The organism is Pseudochrobactrum lubricantis, assembly GCF_041929865.1.
Lineage (GTDB): Bacteria > Pseudomonadota > Alphaproteobacteria > Rhizobiales > Rhizobiaceae > Pseudochrobactrum > Pseudochrobactrum saccharolyticum.
Genome location: NZ_JBHEEE010000001.1, coordinates 214,670 through 231,763 on the forward strand (window position 1 = coordinate 214,670; position 17,094 = coordinate 231,763).

Annotated in this window: 14 protein-coding genes; 9 read left to right on the forward strand and 5 right to left on the reverse strand. The window is 51.9% G+C overall.

Going from position 1 to position 17,094, the window contains the following annotated elements; genetic code table 11:
• Positions 1 to 107: 107 nt before the first annotated feature.
• The 4 genes from JNC80_RS00895 to JNC80_RS00910 form a co-directional block, all read right to left on the reverse strand.
• Positions 108 to 893 (reverse strand): amino acid ABC transporter ATP-binding protein, encoded by a 786-nt coding sequence (locus tag JNC80_RS00895; RefSeq protein WP_376709212.1) that lies wholly within the window; start codon positions 891 to 893, stop codon positions 108 to 110.
• The gene (locus tag JNC80_RS00900; protein ID WP_151158515.1) at positions 890 to 1,810 is read right to left on the reverse strand and encodes an amino acid ABC transporter permease; all 921 of its coding nucleotides are present in this window, start codon (positions 1,808 to 1,810) and stop codon (positions 890 to 892) included. The genes JNC80_RS00895 and JNC80_RS00900 overlap by 4 nt, the downstream gene beginning before the upstream one ends.
• Complete coding sequence (locus tag JNC80_RS00905) at positions 1,807 to 2,691, reverse strand: ABC transporter substrate-binding protein (RefSeq protein ID WP_075654301.1); 885 nt, start codon at positions 2,689 to 2,691, stop codon at positions 1,807 to 1,809. The genes JNC80_RS00900 and JNC80_RS00905 overlap by 4 nt, the downstream gene beginning before the upstream one ends.
• 132 nt (positions 2,692 to 2,823) lie before the next feature.
• Positions 2,824 to 3,786, reverse strand: coding sequence for a substrate-binding domain-containing protein (locus JNC80_RS00910; protein ID WP_376709213.1), 963 nt, complete (start codon positions 3,784 to 3,786; stop codon positions 2,824 to 2,826).
• Between the two features lie 102 nt (positions 3,787 to 3,888).
• On the opposite strand from JNC80_RS00910, the gene JNC80_RS00915 reads away from it, so the two are divergent.
• From JNC80_RS00915 to JNC80_RS00945, 7 genes are all read left to right on the forward strand, one after another.
• Entirely contained in the window at positions 3,889 to 5,220 is a 1,332-nt protein-coding gene (locus tag JNC80_RS00915; RefSeq protein WP_376709214.1) for an aminotransferase-like domain-containing protein, read from the forward strand.
• Positions 5,221 to 5,425: 205 nt separating this feature from the next.
• Positions 5,426 to 7,720 (forward strand): OmpA family protein, encoded by a 2,295-nt coding sequence (locus tag JNC80_RS00920; RefSeq protein WP_376709215.1) that lies wholly within the window; start codon positions 5,426 to 5,428, stop codon positions 7,718 to 7,720.
• A gap of 153 nt (positions 7,721 to 7,873) precedes the next feature.
• Positions 7,874 to 8,995, forward strand: coding sequence for a porin (locus tag JNC80_RS00925; RefSeq protein ID WP_376709216.1), 1,122 nt, complete (start codon positions 7,874 to 7,876; stop codon positions 8,993 to 8,995).
• 306 nt (positions 8,996 to 9,301) lie between these two features.
• Positions 9,302 to 9,832, forward strand: coding sequence for an RNA polymerase sigma factor (locus JNC80_RS00930; protein ID WP_376709217.1), 531 nt, complete (start codon positions 9,302 to 9,304; stop codon positions 9,830 to 9,832).
• Positions 9,829 to 10,434, forward strand: a complete 606-nt coding sequence (locus JNC80_RS00935) for a FecR family protein (protein ID WP_376709218.1) — start codon at positions 9,829 to 9,831, stop codon at positions 10,432 to 10,434. The genes JNC80_RS00930 and JNC80_RS00935 overlap by 4 nt, the downstream gene beginning before the upstream one ends.
• Before the next feature lie 39 nt (positions 10,435 to 10,473).
• On the forward strand, positions 10,474 to 10,788 hold the full coding sequence (locus tag JNC80_RS00940; RefSeq protein WP_376709219.1) for a FecR domain-containing protein: 315 nt from the start codon (positions 10,474 to 10,476) through the stop codon (positions 10,786 to 10,788).
• A gap of 165 nt (positions 10,789 to 10,953) precedes the next feature.
• Positions 10,954 to 13,350, forward strand: coding sequence for a TonB-dependent receptor (locus tag JNC80_RS00945; RefSeq protein WP_376709220.1), 2,397 nt, complete (start codon positions 10,954 to 10,956; stop codon positions 13,348 to 13,350).
• A gap of 117 nt (positions 13,351 to 13,467) precedes the next feature.
• Here JNC80_RS00945 and JNC80_RS00950 read toward each other — a convergent pair whose 3' ends face one another.
• On the reverse strand, positions 13,468 to 14,148 hold the full coding sequence (locus JNC80_RS00950) for a lysozyme inhibitor LprI family protein (RefSeq protein ID WP_376709221.1): 681 nt from the start codon (positions 14,146 to 14,148) through the stop codon (positions 13,468 to 13,470).
• 270 nt (positions 14,149 to 14,418) lie between these two features.
• On the opposite strand from JNC80_RS00950, the gene JNC80_RS00955 reads away from it, so the two are divergent.
• Positions 14,419 to 15,162: a hypothetical protein gene (locus JNC80_RS00955; RefSeq protein ID WP_376709223.1), complete on the forward strand. Its 744-nt coding sequence runs from the start codon at positions 14,419 to 14,421 to the stop codon at positions 15,160 to 15,162.
• Between the two features lie 132 nt (positions 15,163 to 15,294).
• Positions 15,295 to 17,082: a monovalent cation:proton antiporter-2 (CPA2) family protein gene (locus JNC80_RS00960; RefSeq protein WP_376709224.1), complete on the forward strand. Its 1,788-nt coding sequence runs from the start codon at positions 15,295 to 15,297 to the stop codon at positions 17,080 to 17,082.
• Positions 17,083 to 17,094 lie beyond the last annotated feature (12 nt).

Genomic DNA, 17,094 nt, shown 5'->3' on the forward strand with positions numbered 1-17,094 from the left:
CTCCTGTAATATTTATCGGCAGGCATGCTGCATTGCGGTCAGAGACTCAAACTACTGCACTATATATGCAAAACACGCCGGTTTTGTCTCCGGCGTGTTGTTTTTTATCAGATAAAACGACTGAGGAAGCTGCGGGTACGCGGATGCTGAGGATTTTCGATCACCTCTTCCGGTGTACCCTCTTCAACCACCTTGCCGCCATCCATAAAGATCACACGATCAGCAGCTTCACGGGCAAAGCCGATTTCGTGGGTTACCACGATCATCGTTTGCCCCTGATCAGCAAGGCTGCGCATGGTTGTCAAAACTTCACCCACCAGTTCCGGATCAAGCGCTGAAGTCGGCTCATCGAACAGGATGAGTTTCGGCTTCACTGCCAGTGCACGGGCAATCGCTACACGCTGTTGCTGACCACCGGAAAGCTGGCGCGGATAGGCATTGATCTTGTGGGACATACCGACTTTCGCCAGCAATTCCTTGGCCGTTTCTATAGCCTCGCTTTTGCTGCGGCCATGAACTCCGACCGGAGCCTCAATCACATTCTGCAAAACAGTCATATGCGGATAGAGATTGAACTGCTGGAACACCATGCCGATCTGGCTGCGCTGTTTGGCGATAGCACGGTCTGACAATGGCAGCAGGCGGTCGTTTTTATATTTATAACCGATCTGCTGCTCATCGACAAAAATCGAACCTTTGTCGATGGTTTCAAGCCGGTTAATACAGCGCAGGAAGGTGGATTTGCCCGAACCGGAAGGCCCGAGAATGACCACGACCTCGCCGGAGCGTACTTCCAAATCAATGCCGCGCAGCACTTCAATACCGTGAAAGGCTTTGTGCACATTATGGGCATGAACAAGAGGTTTTTGCATAGTGGTGCTCTTATCCATCATGCATTCTCCTGTATCTGAACCGGTGCTTCGTCTTTGACCGCATCGCCGCGTTCACCACGGTTATAATGACGTTCAATCGCACTCTGCCCGACATTCAGCACGGATGTGATCAGCAGATACCATACAACCGCCACCAGCAGCATCGGGATAACCTCGAATGTGCGGTTATAGATCGACTGAACGGAATAAAGCAGATCGGCCATGGCGATAACACTGACAAGTGATGTCGCTTTAATCATGCTGATCAGCTGGTTCCCTGTCGGCGGCACGATAGAGCGCATGGCCTGCGGGATAATGATACGACGCAAAGCGCGTGCCCGTGTCATACCGAAAGCGGCTGCGGTTTCGCCCTGCCCTTTATCAACAGACAACAGACCGCCACGGATAATCTCCGCCATATAGGCGGCTTCATTCAGCGCCAGACCGACAATGGCAGCAGTCAGCGGCGTGATGAGATCATTGGTATTCCAGCTGACAAGTGTCGGGCCGAACGGGATAGCCAGCGAGATTTTCGGAAACAAGGTTGAAAGATTGTACCAGAAAATCAGCTGCACCAGCAGAGGTGTGCCGCGGAAGAACCAGATGAACAGATTGGACAGCGAGCTTGCCAGCCTGTCCTGCGACATGCGGGCAATTGCCAGAATAAGGCCAAGTGCAACACCGATAATCATCGCCACAACAGTCAGACTGAGGGTGATATACAGCCCTTCCATCACCGTGGAATCAAAGAAATAAGCGGCAACGACCGGCCAGCCGAAATTCGGATTATTGGCGACAATAATACCGAAATCCAATGCCACACCAAGAACAACAGCCCACAGGATCACACGTTTCAGCGGAAAGGGTGCGCGCGCACGGGCGACGTCGAAACGTTCGACATCACCCACGGCTGCGCCTGAACCACGCAACTCACTCATTGTGCGGTCTTTCCGGCGAGATTGATACCGGCCTTGTCAATCATGTTCTTTTCCAGACCCCATTTTTTCATGATCGTGGCATAGGTGCCGTTGTCGATCAGCATCTGGATACCGTCACGGAATACTTCGCTCAGCGGAGAGTCTTTCGGCAGAACTGCGCCCTGATACAGGTCATCAAAGCCGTTTTTCTGGCCGGTTGCAGCCAGTTCAAGCTGACCATTGGACTGCTGAACAAAATAGGTCAGAGGTGCCTGTGATGAGAAGAACGCATCGGCACGGTTAGAGCGCACAGCCAGAATGGAGCTTGGCTGGTCATTATAAGACTGCACTTCAATCGGCTTGCCGTCTGCGGTGCATTTCTCATTCTGCTCCTTGATCACTTTTTCAGCCGAACCGCCAGCCATTACAGCAATGCGCTTACCGCAGGCTGTATCCAGCGATGTGATGCCTTCCGGATTGCCGTGCTTCACCGCGAAAACCACATATTCACGCACCCAGTCGACAAAATCATTGGCACCCTGACGGGACGGAAAGTCACCGTTCGGCCCAAAGCCAAGCTGGTAACGTCCGGCAGAAATACCGCTCAGAACCGATGGCAGGCCGCTGACTGTCGAATGGGTGATTTTGATACCGAGCAGCTGACCGAGTGCATCGGTCATGTCCGTCGCAGCGCCGTTCACGTCCTTACCATTGATGATCTGGTAAGGAGGGAAGGAACCGGAATTCACATCATTAATAACGCCGGCCTTGATGATGTCTTCCGGCAGACGGGCGCGCAGCGCCTCATTCAATGCCTGTTCCGGAATTTTCACATCCTCGGCCAAAGCCTGTTGTGCAAAAACGCTGCCAAATACAGCAGCTGCCAGTATAGTTTTTTTCATCTCACTCTCCCAATAGTTCAGAGCATTTCCAGCTTATCTTCCATGACAGGAAATGCTCTGTCTGTTTGTTTTTACGCGTATCTTATCCGAAAACCGCTTCGCACTTTTCGGGATACGCTTTGGCTGGCGCAATCACGCCTTGTTCGCATAAAACGGAAACAGTTCTTCAACGCTCAGTTTGCGCTGCAAAATACCCTGCAAATGCAATTCCTCAGCGAAATCATTGATCATCGCCTCATTGGCGGCGATACCGCTGACATTCCAGTTTTCCGGCAAATCCTGTGCACATTTCAGCAATTCATCGAGCATCCAGGGCGTGGTTTCCGCATATTTGCGGCGCTTTGCTGTCCACACACGCTGGCTTTCATCCAAGAGCTCGCTCAGCTCCTGCGCCACCCATGGATGTTCTGCCAGAATTTCCGGCTTGATACCCATCAAATGCATGCCCGGCACGTAACCGACATCATTATAATAGGCCAGCTCTGCACTGCGGAAATCGGCCAGCACCTGACGGAAACCGGAATTTTTGCCAAAATAACCGTCCGGCATAAAGGGTGTGAATACCGCATCCAGCACACCCTCGCGCAGGGCATCCATCATCGGCTGCTCGCCCGGCATGGCTTCAATCCGGCCTGCACGGCCAAAACCGTCCAGACGATCTGTAACCGGATGTGCTTCTGTCAGGCGGCCTGCATACCAATAGGCATCCTCAACCCCGATACCATGACGGCGCAGTGCTGCACGTGTCCATGTATTGCCGGAATCACGCCAGCCGGTGACGCCGATCTTCTTGTCTTTCAGCTGTTCAAAACCGGTAATACCGCTGTCTGTACTGGTGATGATGCAACGATGACGGAAACCGCGCATGATGAAATGCGGAATGCCGGTAATGCTGGTATCACCCTCATCACGCAAAGAAACGTAACGGCTGAATGACATTTCGGACGCTTCATGAGCCTCGTCTTCTCCCGGATGAGAAACCAGCGTGCCCACACGATCTACAATCACATCAAGCTTTTCAGAACGCACATCGCCCAAAGCCAGCGGCGTCAGATAATCCCAGTCACGCACAGCGATACGCAATTTAACCGGCATAAATATTCCCTCAAAATTTCCTCTGTACAAATGAAGTTAAATGTTCAAATTGAACCGATCAAACGTTATTATGTTACTGAACATTAAATTGGATAAATAGTTATGGTGCCTGATTTCTCCAGCGAGTGGTTTGCCCGCCACCTTGAAGACCGCACGATGCGCGGCATTGCCCGCGACATGGCAGGATTAATCAGACGCGGCGCCTTGCCGGTCGGCACTAAATTACCGCCGATCCGTGATCTGGCTTATGTTCTGGGGATCAGCCCCGCCACCATCTCCGAGGCCTTGAGCGAATTGCGTAAGCTCAAAATTATCAATGGCAAAGGCCGCAACGGCACATGGGTCAGCGGCGATCATTTTGCAGCAAAACCGGCACGATTGATGAGCTTCGGCAATTACGGCGATGATGTGCTGGATCTTTCAATGGCCATACCGGACACAGCTTTACTGCCATCGCTGGAACAGGCTTTGCGCCATGGTGCGCAGGCGGATGGTCTCAACAGCTATCAGCGTGTACGTATATTACCTGAGCTTGAAGAGGCCGTGCGCCGCGACTGGCCTTATGAGCCGGAAGCCTTTCTGGCCACCAATGGCGGCTATAATGCCACTTATACGCTTATTCATGCCCTTGTAACGCCCGGATCGTCCATCGCCATTGAAGATCCGACAGCCATGCGCCTTCTTGATATTCTTGAAGATTTCGGTGCTAAAATCATTCCTGTCACCTGTGACGATCAGGGCCCGCTCCCCTCTTCTCTGGCATCTGCTCTGGAGCAGAAACCTGCCGCGTTTCTGTTTCAACCACGGGTTCATTCCGTGACCAGCCATTGCATGAGCAAAGAACGGCTGATGGCATTGGGTGATGTTCTGGAAAGGCATGATACACTCATCATTGAAGATGACGGTGTTGCCGATATTGCCATGGCTCCACGGCAGACACTCGGCGCACGTTTTCCTGATCGGGTGGTCCATATTCTGTCTTATTCCAAGACTTTAGGTCCTGATTTGCGTCTGGCAGTTCTCTCCGGCTCAGCCAGCCTTGTTGAACAAATCCAGTCTTATCGTAGCTTCAGTTCCGGCTGGACAAGCCGCATTCTGCAGTCAGCAGTGGCGTGGTTGCTCAAGGATGAGGCAACTCAACATAGTCTGGAACAGGCAAAGCAGATTTACCGGCAGCGTGCCAGCCGTTTTCAGCAGGCATTGGCCGCTCACGGCAAAAACATTCCGGACAATCATGGTCTGTGCTGTCTGATGCCGGTAGAATCCGAACAATTTGCACTGATTACGCTGGCCGCCCGCAATATTGCCGTGGCACCGGGTTCCAAATTCTCCGTCCGCCCGCTGGCAGCCGTGCGCATTGCAACCAGCACATTACAGGATCATCAGGTAGAGGATGTCGCGCGTGCTGCATTTCTCGCCAGCAAACCGGCTTAGTAACGGCCGGATTTTACTATACTCATAAGACCTCTGCTCTCTGACATTCAGCAAAGGTTCATAAAACGTGAACTAACCATTTCCTCATATCGCCGAAATTTGCCATAAATCAGCAAATAATAAGCACCGGCAATTAAGTGTTATTTCGATCGGGAATTGACGAAATGCAACCTATGCAATTTCTGCCTTCCTAAGGAGAGGGATTATGAGTTTTCGTTCTAAACTGCTCGCAACAGTTGTTTTTCCGGCTTTCTCGGCTTCCATCATGATGCAGCCTGTTCAGGCCGGCACATCAGAAGCCCCGATCATCCTCGCACAGGAAAACAGCGAACAGCCGGCTGACGATCAGATGCTGCGTCAGCAACAGGCTGAGGAACAACAACGCGCAGCCGAAGAGGAAGCGCGACGGGCAGCTGAAGAGCAGCAAAGAGCTGCTCAGGAAGAAGCTGAGAGACAGGCCGCAGAACAGCAACGTGCCGCCGAGCAACAGCGTGCGGCCGAAGAAGAAGCCAGACGCGCAGCTGAAGAGCAGCAAAAAGCCGCTCAGGAAGAAGCTGAACGACAGGCTGCAGAACAGCAACGTGCCGCCGAGCAACAGCGCGCAGCCGAAGAAGAGGCAAAACGCGCAGCCGAACAGCAGCAGAAAGCCGCTCAGGAAGAAGCTGAACGACAGGCTGCAGAACAGCAACGTGCCGCTGAACAACAGCGTGCCGCCGAAGAAGAGGCAAAACGCGCAGCCGAACAGCAGCAGAAAGCCGCTCAGGAAGAAGCTGAACGACAGGCAGAAGAACAAAAACAGGCTGCAGAACGGGCACAGCAGGACGCTGCGGAACAGCAGAAAAATGCTGACCAGCAAAAAGTTATAGACGAAGAAGCAGAAAAGCAGGCCAAAGAGGCAGCAGAACAATCCAAGCCCAAGGAAAGCCCGGAGCCGAATCCAGCGCCAGAACCAAAGCCTGACCTTAAACCGGAGCCTGCGCCTCAGCCTACTCCATCCGAAGAAACACCTCCTGCACCAACCGAACAGGAGCCTGTAAAACAACCGGAAGAACAGCCTGCTCCTCAGACAACACCTGAGCAACCTGCCCCTCTGCCGCCTGCGACGGATGAAAAGCCTCAGGAACAAGAGGCTGAACCGGCCAAACAGCCGGAGCAGCCGGTGCAGCAGCCACAGCCGGAGCAGGAAGTTCAGCAGCCTGAAAACACACAGCCTGCCGAACCGAAAGCTGAAATTATTGACGAGCATACACCTGAGCAAAAACAGGAGATTGCCAAAGATCCTGCCAGCACAGATGAAACCATTGTTCTGCCCGTTGAAAACGGAGCCGCCATTCTTGACAGTGATAAGGATGCGGATAATTTCGGCGGAAACCAATCCAGAGAAGAGCGCCGTAAACAGCGTGAAAAACAGCGTGCAGCCGAGGAGCAGAATACGCCCCCGCCTGTGAATGATGCCGCTGCTCAGGTTGAAATTCCGGCCACGATCTCTGAAAATCTGCCGCAGCAGATTGAAGCCAACCTCAAAGAAGAAGGCACGCGCATCAAAGATGCACCAGCCTTTGTGGTTCCGGACACTACAAATATCATCAATAATACGGTTGTGAATAATACCGTTATTAACAACACGACAATCAACAATATCACCAATGTGAAAGTCGTTGAGGAAGTTGATAACCGCATCATTCTGGAGACGGGCGACCGCATCTTCGTCCGTGGCGATGATCGTCCCCGCCTGCGTCGTGATGCCGAGCGTTCCTATTATGATGAATTGCCGCGCGGCCGCCTGCGTGAAACCATTGTGCGTCCCGGCGGCTACGAGATCGTAACCATCTATGACCGTTACGGTGATATTCTGCAGCGCTCACGTATCGACCGTGACGGCAATGAATATCTGATGATCTATGCACCTGAATATGATGACACTCCGCGTGCGGCGATCTTCGATGTCGGATATGATCTGCCGCCGATGCGGCTGACCATTCCTGTCAGTGACTATATTATTGATGTCGCTGCAGATCCGGAACGTGACTTCTATGACTTCCTTGCTCAGCCGCCTGTAGAACGGGTTGAACGTGTCTACACGATTGATGAGGTTCGTCACTCCGCGCGTCTGCGTGACAAGGTGCGCCGTATCGATCTGGATACAATTCACTTTGCCACCGGCAGTGCCGAAGTTTCACTGTCGCAGGCCAAAACCCTGCGCAAAGTTGCAAGCGCAATGCAAAAAGTGCTCGCCAAAGACCCTGGTGAAACCTTCTTCATTGAAGGGCACACAGACGCTATCGGCTCTGACCGCTCAAATCTCGTGCTGTCCGACCAGCGCGCGGAATCCGTGGCCAGCCTGCTGACAGAAGTCTATGACATTCCGGCAGAAAACCTTGTAACGCAGGGATATGGCGAACGCTTCCTGAAAATCCGCACGCAAGCTGCCGAGCAGGAAAACCGCCGCGTTACCATCAGACGCGTGACACCATTGGTCCGCCCGGTTGCACGCAAATAAAATGCAAAAACAAGCCGGTCAGGCGTCAATTCCTGACCGGCATTCTGAAATTTACACCGCATCCTGCAAGATTCTACAGTAGTAAGAGCGACCACAACCCGTAAACTTTAGCCAGTAGATTTCACACTGACAAAGCTAAGCGGGATAAACGCCATGACTATTAAGAGTCTTCTTCTTGGCTCTGCTGCTGCATTTATTGCGGCAACCGGAGCGCAGGCCGCCGACGCTGTTATTGCGCCGGAACCGGAAGCCGTGGAATATGTGCGCGTTTGCGATGCTTACGGCGCGGGCTATTTTTACATTCCCGGCACAGAAACCTGCTTACGCATCGGCGGCTATGTTCGTTACGATGCATCTTTTGGCGATGATCCCTACACCGGCAGCAAGCTCGGTTATGTTGATGCGAATGGCGACCATCAAGACACTTGGGATAAACTCGCACGTTTCACTCTGCGCACCTATACCACTTCGGAAACCGAACTGGGCACGCTCAAAACTTTTACTGAAAACCGCTTCAACTTCTCAAATGGTTCACAGGGCGCCCATACGCTGAATTATGCTTATATACAGCTTGGCGGCCTGCGGATGGGGCTGGATGAATCCGCATTTCATACTTTCACCGGATATCTCGGCGACATCATCAATGATGATGTGGTTGCAGCCGGTTATTACCGCACCAATCTGATCAGCTACACTTTTGCCGGCGGCAATGGTTTCTCAGCCATCATATCGCTCGAACAAGGCGGCGATAAAGGGCAAGATAATTATTATGATGATGCCTCCGGTGTTTGGCTGCAGCGCGATTTCAACAACCGTATCGACAGCTATATGCCGCATGTTGTTGGCGGCCTGAAATTTGAACAGGGTTGGGGTGCTATTGCAGGCACTGTCGCCTATGACTCCAATCTTGAAGAATGGGCCGGTAAAGTTCGCCTTGATGTGAATGTAACAGACACACTCTCCCTGTGGGTGCAGGGCGGTTACGCTTCTTATGAAGAGAATACCGGCATGTATGGAAACTGGGGTGGGGACTGGGCTGTCTGGGGTGGTGCGCAGTACAAAGCAACCGACAATGCGACTTTCAACATTCAGGCTGCTTATGAAGATTGGGGCAAAACTGCTTTTGCTGCGAATGTCGCCTATCAGCTGGTTCCGGGTTTCACCATCACTCCGGAATTCAACTACACCACATGGAAAAAAGACCATCCTGTTCGTATTCTCAGTGGTGAAAAAGATGCTGTCGGCGGTGTGGTTCGCTTCCAGCGCTCCTTCTGATGAACAGTATTAAGGAGATTTTTCAACGATTATTCTCCTTAACAGACGTGGATATTTAATAGTTGTTCTGACCTCCAGTCTTTGAAAAACTAATAATGAAAGCCACGTTGGGAAGACACGGTGAAAAGGAGACTTTTCACCGTGTTTTTTTGTATCTGCCCCCTGCCGATCATTTATCTCCGGTGAGGCATTTATTAGCCGGATACAAACATATAGATTAACTTGATTATTTAAGTCATATTTACTACACAGCATAAAATTTCTGACAGAATCCTTTATGCGGCAGCGGTAGTTTTTGACCTGATAATGTGGAACTTCACCTCCCTTTTTAGAAATTACAGCGCAGAACTGCAACGTTTCCTGCGTCGCCGCGGTGCTGCCCAGGATGTGGCGGCAGACCTGACACAGGAGACTTTTCTGCGCCTGATGACCTCAGCACGTAAAAATAAATTTGCAACCCTGCCCGATAATCACAAAGCCTATCTTTTCCGTGTGGCGGCAAATTTGCAGACCGACCATGCCCGCAGCCAGAAACTGAACCCGTTGGCAGGCCACACCGCCGCATTAAGCGAAACATTTGCCGATCCCGCACCGTTGGCCGATGAAATTTTGATCAGTGCTGAATTCATGCGCATACTCGAACAGGCTTTGTCGGAAGTGCCGGATATTCCGCGTCGGGTTTATCTCATGCGTCTTGACGGCAAAACATTTGCTGACATTGCCCGTGAATTGCATCTGCCGCTGCAAACTGCCTATAGCCAGATGAACCGTGTAATGATCCATCTGCAATATCGCATCAGTCAGGCGGAAAACGGCCCGACAGGTAAACGCGCATGACCACCAAACCAGATATCAGCGACAATGAACACTGGAGCGCGGAGGCCGAACAGGCACTCGATCCGGTGATGCGCAGGACAATCGACTGGTTTACAGTGCTGAGTGACGGACAAGCCGATGAAGAGACAATAGCCGCGCATCAGCGCTGGATTGCAGCCGATCCGCACCATGCCGAGGCCTATAGAAAAGCGGAAATACTCTGGGCAGGTACAGCGCAGATGCACCGGATGCAAAAGCGCAAGACAACGCGCCGCATGAACCGGCGCAATTTCGGCAAGCTATTGTTGCTCGCCGCTTTTGGTGCAGGCAGCTATGGCGTGATGAAAACAATCGCATCGGATTTTCAAACCGCCAGCGGTGAGCGCCGTCTTGTGGCTTTAGCGGACGGTTCGCAAATCCATATGTCCGGCGGCACTGCTCTGTCCGTCAAAATAACAGAGACGCAGCGCATTATTATCCTGCATCACGGAGAAGCTTATTTCAGTGTTGCACGCGGTCAGGCGCCTTTCAGTGTTCAGGCCGCTTCCGGCCGTGTGACGGCTCTTGGCACAAAATTCAATATTGCTTTGCTCAATGATCTGGCTGAAGTTCTGGTGACATAACATGCTGTTCGCATTGATTATGCTGCACAATCCGTCACGTTGCAGCGGGGACAAAAACTCACTTATGAAAAGCAGCAGATCAGCGCCCCACTGCCTGCGGACGACCAGATTGATCTGTCATGGCTGGAAGGACGGCTGGTTTTCATCGACAAGCCTTTGAGTGATATTGTTCAGGTGCTCAATCGCTGGTCGGCAGAGCAGCTGATATTAATGGATAGCAGTCTTGCACAACGTCCGGTGACACTGGTCATCAATATTCAGGACATTGATACGGTGCTGACACAACTCACCCAAACTTTGCCGATTAAAACCCGCCATATACCGCTATGGGGCACGCTGATTTATAGCGCCTAGAGCGCCGTGTGCCAGACTTGGCACACATAGGTCGCTCAAACACTTTTAAATTAGCGGAAAACTGCTTTTTCAAATTATTTTTTAAAATATGATTATTTTTATCAGAAAATCACAAAAGCTTTCCGTCTTACAGTCAGAACCTGTTTGCTGATCTGGAGAAACGGAATGCCATTGCCGGTAAAAAGCGGAAACCTCAAAAAGCGTATGATTTTGCGTCCGCAAATCTGGGCCTGTTCTGTGGCGATTGCTGCACTCATCATGCCTGCGGCTCATGCACAGCAGCCTGAAGCAACTGCGACGGCTGCCGCAGAAGCAAAACGTGACTTTTCGCTTGCTGCACAACCACTGTCTTCCGCGATTGTGCGCTTTGCAGCGCAAACCGGCACGAATATTCTTGTTGACGGCACCCTGCCCGCCAATATCCGCACCGCACCCGTGCGAGGCAAGCTGAGTGTCGATGCGGCACTTGCACAAATGCTCAGCGGTACAGGCTATTCCTATCGCCGCAATGATGCGCGCTCTTTCACCCTGATCCGTCCCGGCACACAGAATGCAGCAAAGGCAGGTGATGCGGATGTGCAGCTGAATGTGATTACCGTCAGCACCGGCACGCCGAGTGTCAGCGGTCTGGTTGCCGGCAAAGATGCTCCTTATGAAACAACTGCGGCGGTAACCTCCATTGATGCGGCTACACTTCAGGAGAAGAATGCCGGTAATATTAATAATGCCCTGCGTGCATCCGCAGGCACATTTACCCGCAAGGCAATGTCCGGTGCCGGTGTTGCGGTCAATATACGTGGCATGGAGGGCTATGGCCGTGTGAATATGATGATTGACGGTGCCCGCCAGAATATCCGCGTGATGGGACATGGCGTGTCCGGCGGCTCTGCTTTTGTCGACAGTGATCTGCTCGCTGGAATGGATATGGGGCGTGGCTCTCTGGGTGGTGCTGCCGGTGTCGGCACGCTGGGCGGGGCGGCCAATTTCCGCACTCTGGGTATTGATGATGTGATCTTGCCCGGCAATTCCTATGGTGCCATGTCGACCATTAAATTCGGTAATAATGCCTATGACTGGTCAAGAATGGCTGCAGCCGGTGCACGCACGCAAAATGGTATCGGTTTTATGGGTGCTTTCAACCGTCGCGACTCCGGCGCACCGAAAAGCGGGGTGGATGAAAAAGGCCGCCGCCTGATCAATCCCAACCAGCAGGAAGATCTGAAGTCCGGCCTTGCCAAATTGGAATTTGGCAATGGTGAGGATCACAAGCTGCTGCTGGGCGGTGTCTGGTATAATAATAAATCCACAATCCGCAGTGAACCGCAGACCTATCGCAATCAGACTTATACGGCGCGTTATGATTTCACGCCCGATAATGACCTGATCGATCTGACCGTTAACGCCTATTATAATGATGCGCAGGTCAGATTTACGGAAGGAAATTATGCAGGGCAGTTCACCCGCGATAAGGGTATGGGGATTGATGTCACCAATCGCAGTCATCTGGATCTGACCAATGATATTGCGCTGAAACTGACCTATGGCGGCGCATACTATCATGATGATGTGACCAATGGTCAGTCCTGGGGCACAGGCGGCCCCGGAGACGGCAAAATCGGCATTGGCAGCCTGTTTACCGATGCTACTTTCTCCTATGGCATGTTCGATCTGACAACCGGCTTCCATTATGACACATTCCGGCTGCAGGGTGATGTTGCCAGAAAACGCGGCAGCGAAACCGTGCTAGAAGCAATCGACCGGTCTGACAGCAGCCTCAACCCGCGGGTCACACTGGCTGTAACACCTGTGGACGGCATCCAGCTCTACAGCACCTATGCGAAAACCTTCCGTCCGCCGACTGTGACTGAAACTTTCTTCCCTGGCGCACATGGCAAGACACCGAACCCGACCAGTCCTAATCCTGATCTCGAAGGCGAGACCAGCAAGGGTTGGGAATTCGGTGTGAATGTGCTTGAAAAAGATGTGCTGGCTTCCGGCGATGCCCTGCGCATGAAAGCCAATTATTTCAGCAATGATGTTGAAAATTACATCACATCGGGCCCTTACTCGATGAAGAATATGCCGATGCTGAAATTCATCAATATACCGGGTAAAACCCGTATCAAAGGTTTTGAACTGGAAGCCAATTATGACAGCGGTTTTGCTTTTGCCGGTATTTCCTACTCAAAAACCAAAACAGACCTGCCTTATGGCATGTGGTCGGACGGTTTTGGAATTGGCGAGCTGAACGGTCTGCCGGACTATACTGTGACCATTAATGCCGGTTTCCGCGCATTGGATGAAAAACTGACAATCGGTGGACAAATCCGCCGTGTTGGCAAGACCAAAGCGGTGAAACCGCCGATGGGACCTCAGCTGATTGATGTTGAAGGCTATATGCTTGCAGATGCCTATGCTTCCTACAAATATAATGAAAATGCGACCTTCTTTCTCAATATTGAGAATATCACCAATCAGGCTTACAAGCCTGCGCAATATATGGATGCACAAAAACTCGGCCGTGGCCGCACGGTTATCGGCGGCATGACACTGCGTTTTTGATCCGCATAAAAACATACGGAGCGCTGATGATACTTCAGCGCTCCGCTTAGAGCATAATTTTAAAGTGCCAGAGCGAGTTTTGTGCGCCCCTTGTGCGTCCAACGGGGGCACGGAGCTTTAGTGTGCAGTACCGACATAAAAATATGTACCGGCCATTGCACCGTTCAATCCGCAATAAGGCACAGTGCCGGAAGGCCCGTTTTCCGTGAGTTTCAAGACTGAACCTGCACGGGTCAGCTCTATCGTCCAGCCATTATCGACAGCAACTTTTCCTTTTGCTTCGCCGTCAGGCTCGACAACACCCTCAGCATTGCATGTCCAATAGCCTGTGACCTGTTCAGTGCCATTGCCGTCGAATGTAAGCTTGCCCGCTTTATCGGCAGAGATTGTGAGCAGCGCATTATTGTTACGCCATGTACCCTGCAATCCCGCCGGAGGTGTTGGCTCAACAGCACTGAGGATTTTCTCCCTGTTGGTCAGCGTGAACTCAAGCCGCTCAGTCAGCCTCTCCTGCGTTTGTGTGGTCAGAGTGAAAAGTTCATCTCTGTCTGCAATGAACTGCCGCTGATCATTCCTCAGGGCTGCGGCCGCTTCATTGTCCAGCTTCTTCAGCAATTCCGCATAGGTTTCAGCGAGTTTCTTATCAGCTGCAGCAATCACCGCAGATGCACAAATAGCCTTCTCGGCATCACCGGATGCTTTTGCACAATCAAAGGAAGGCGCCGCCTGAGCCGTCATCAAACCTGCGGTTAAAGCCGCCAGCACCCAGCCGGATTTATGCATCAAAGAAATCAGCATTATGAAAGCCTTTCAGTGCAAATATGAACCGGTCGTCTGACCGAATATCAACAACCTATACAAAAATGAATTTCCATAAAACCGCATCAGCGCATCACAATAGATTACACAATTTCATCAGCAACAATTTTGACATCGAAACAATAATTGCGAAATTATATCTTCCGGCAGTTTTTGTTGTTTCCTGTTGCGCCAGATATAAAAACAATGCTCTTTATGAGCCCTGTAAAATTTACGCCAACACAATAACATTATTGGAGTCGCGGTTATATGAGATATCGCAATATTACCCTCATTTGCGGTCTGGCTACTTTCCTGACCGTTCCGGCAGTTGCAGTCTCTGCTCACCCCCTGTTTGAAATAACAGCCGTAAACCGTGATGTCGTTCCCGCCGGTGTACCCGCAGCCTTTGAAGTTGCATTCCCGAAAGCTGCGCGCAGTGAGGCCAAAGTCACAGTCGGCAGTGATAATTTCCTTTTTGTGCCTTTAGCATTCATCCCGTTATCTGATACCCGTGTTGCCCTTGTAAGTACCGGTGCCAATGAATGCACCAGTCAGGCCTGTTCAGGTCTCAATGCTGTCCATTATCTGGACCATGATGCAGGCGAACCGCGATATCCCTATACATCTCAGGGTGAGTGGCTGAATGTCGGCATGACAGGCGTTGTCGGTAATCCCGCAGACAGCTGGGGATGGAGCGCAGATATTGCTGACGCGCCGGTTCTCTACACGGAAGGCGGTGGTGGCGGACAGGGACTTTTCTGCTCATTCGGCGTTCTGACCGAACTTGGCGCATCCGGTCCTGTTGAAATCGCACGCATCCCAGTCGCTTTCTCCGATGCCCGTGATGAAGCAACAGCCAAAGAAGTTACCAGCATGATTACTGCCGCTGAAAAGGGCAAAAGCATTACGGTTTCCTACAAGAGCGGATCAGAGAATTTTCAGGAAGTCTATAAGCGCGGCGCAGACGGGCGCTTCACCCTTGAAGGTCAGAGCCGCGTTCCTTCCTGCTGAACTGCCGGATGAAAACACCCGCAAACCGGCCGGAGGGGACTTCCCCTTCGGCAATTATATTGACCGCAATACAAAAATAATGTCTTTTTATATAAGCAATACTTAAAATCCAACATTCGGAACGGAGCGTCTATGGCAGCAGAAGGGCTTGGACAAACACTCGGACCGGCAGTGGTACTTCTCGCAGCAGGTGTGGCGGCTGTACCGCTTTTTCGCAGACTTGGTCTGGGCTCTGTACTTGGCTATTTCGCTGCCGGAGCTCTTGTCGGACCATCCGTTCTGGGACTGTTTACCGACCCTGCCACAATACTGCATTTCTCCGAGCTCGGCGTTGTCATGTTTCTCTTTGTCATCGGACTGGAGATGCGCCCAAGCAAACTCTGGACGATGCGGCATCAGATTTTTGGCCTTGGTCTGGCGCAGGTTCTCGGCTGTATTGCCCTGCTCAGCGGTGTCGGAATGCTTCTCGGTCTTGCGCCCGTCACAGCCCTGATTGCCGGAGCGGGTTTTGTCCTGTCATCGACAGCCGTCATCATGTCCATGCTACAGGAGCGTGGCGAGATCGCGACGCCTGAAGGACAAAAAGCCGTTTCCATTCTGCTGCTTGAAGATCTGATGATCGTACCTCTGCTGGCACTGGTGGCTTTTCTTGCACCCCAGCAGCAGGAGGCCAGCGGCCTGACTGGTATCGCAATTGCCGTCGGTGCCATTCTGCTGCTGATCGCTGTCGGACGATGGTTGCTTGATCCGTTTTTTGCCTTGCTGGCGCGCGCCCGTGCCCGCGAAGTTCTGACTGCCGGTGCCTTGATTGTCGTGCTCGGCGCCGCATTGCTGATGGAAGCCAGCGGCCTTTCCATGGCAATGGGTGCCTTTCTGGCTGGCGTAATGCTTTCCGGATCAAGTTATCGCCACCAGATTGAAAGCGACATTGAGCCTTTTAAAGGGCTTTTAATGGGACTGTTTTTTCTTGCCGTCGGCATGTCGCTCGATCTCGGCATTGTCGCAACCGACTGGCCGACGATCCTTCTGTTTCTCATTGCCTATATTCTTACCAAAGCCGTCGGAATTTACAGTGTTGCACGGCTTTTCGGATCAAGTCACCATCATTCACTGGAACGTACCCTGCTCTTTGCGCAGGGCGGTGAATTTGCTTTCGTGCTCTACACTTCAGCTTTCGGCAACGGCCTTATCGATGCCCGCGACAATGCGTTGTTTTCAACGGTGATTATTCTGTCCATGGCCGTCACGCCGCTGATCCTGCTGGCAGGCGCAAGATTTATGAAACAGGAAACCGCTTCCCTCGACGGCGTTGAGCCGGTTTGCAATCTGAAAGGCAAGGTTTTGCTGATCGGCTTCGGGCGTTTTGGGCAGATCGCATCGCAATTGCTGCTGGCACATCAGACAGAAGTCGCCATCATTGAGTCCGACCCGAACCGTATCCGTGAAGCGCAGAAATTCGGTTTCAGGATTTTCTATGGCGACGGTTCACGGCTCGACATTTTACATCATTCCGGCGCAGATGAAGCTGAAATCATTATGATCTGTATTGATGATCCCAAAGTGACCAATCACATTGTTGATCTGATTAAACAGCATTTTCCCGTTGCAAAACTTCTTGTACGATCGTTTGACCGAACCCATTCCATTGAATTGCGCAAGGCCGGTGTTGATTTCGAATTGCGCGAAACTTTTGAATCTGCACTGCTTTTCGGTATGGAAGGGCTGCGCCAGCTCGGTCTTGATGACGAAAGTGCGGTTGATACGCTTTATGATATCCGCAGCCGCGATGCCAAACGTCTGACAGAACAGGTTCAGGGTGACATTCTTTCCGGACGCGAACAATTGCTCACCGGCACTCCTGTGCCGGAACCGCTGACCCAACCGGCAAGAACAAGCACCACAGAAGATACGCCTCAATAACCGTCAGCATAC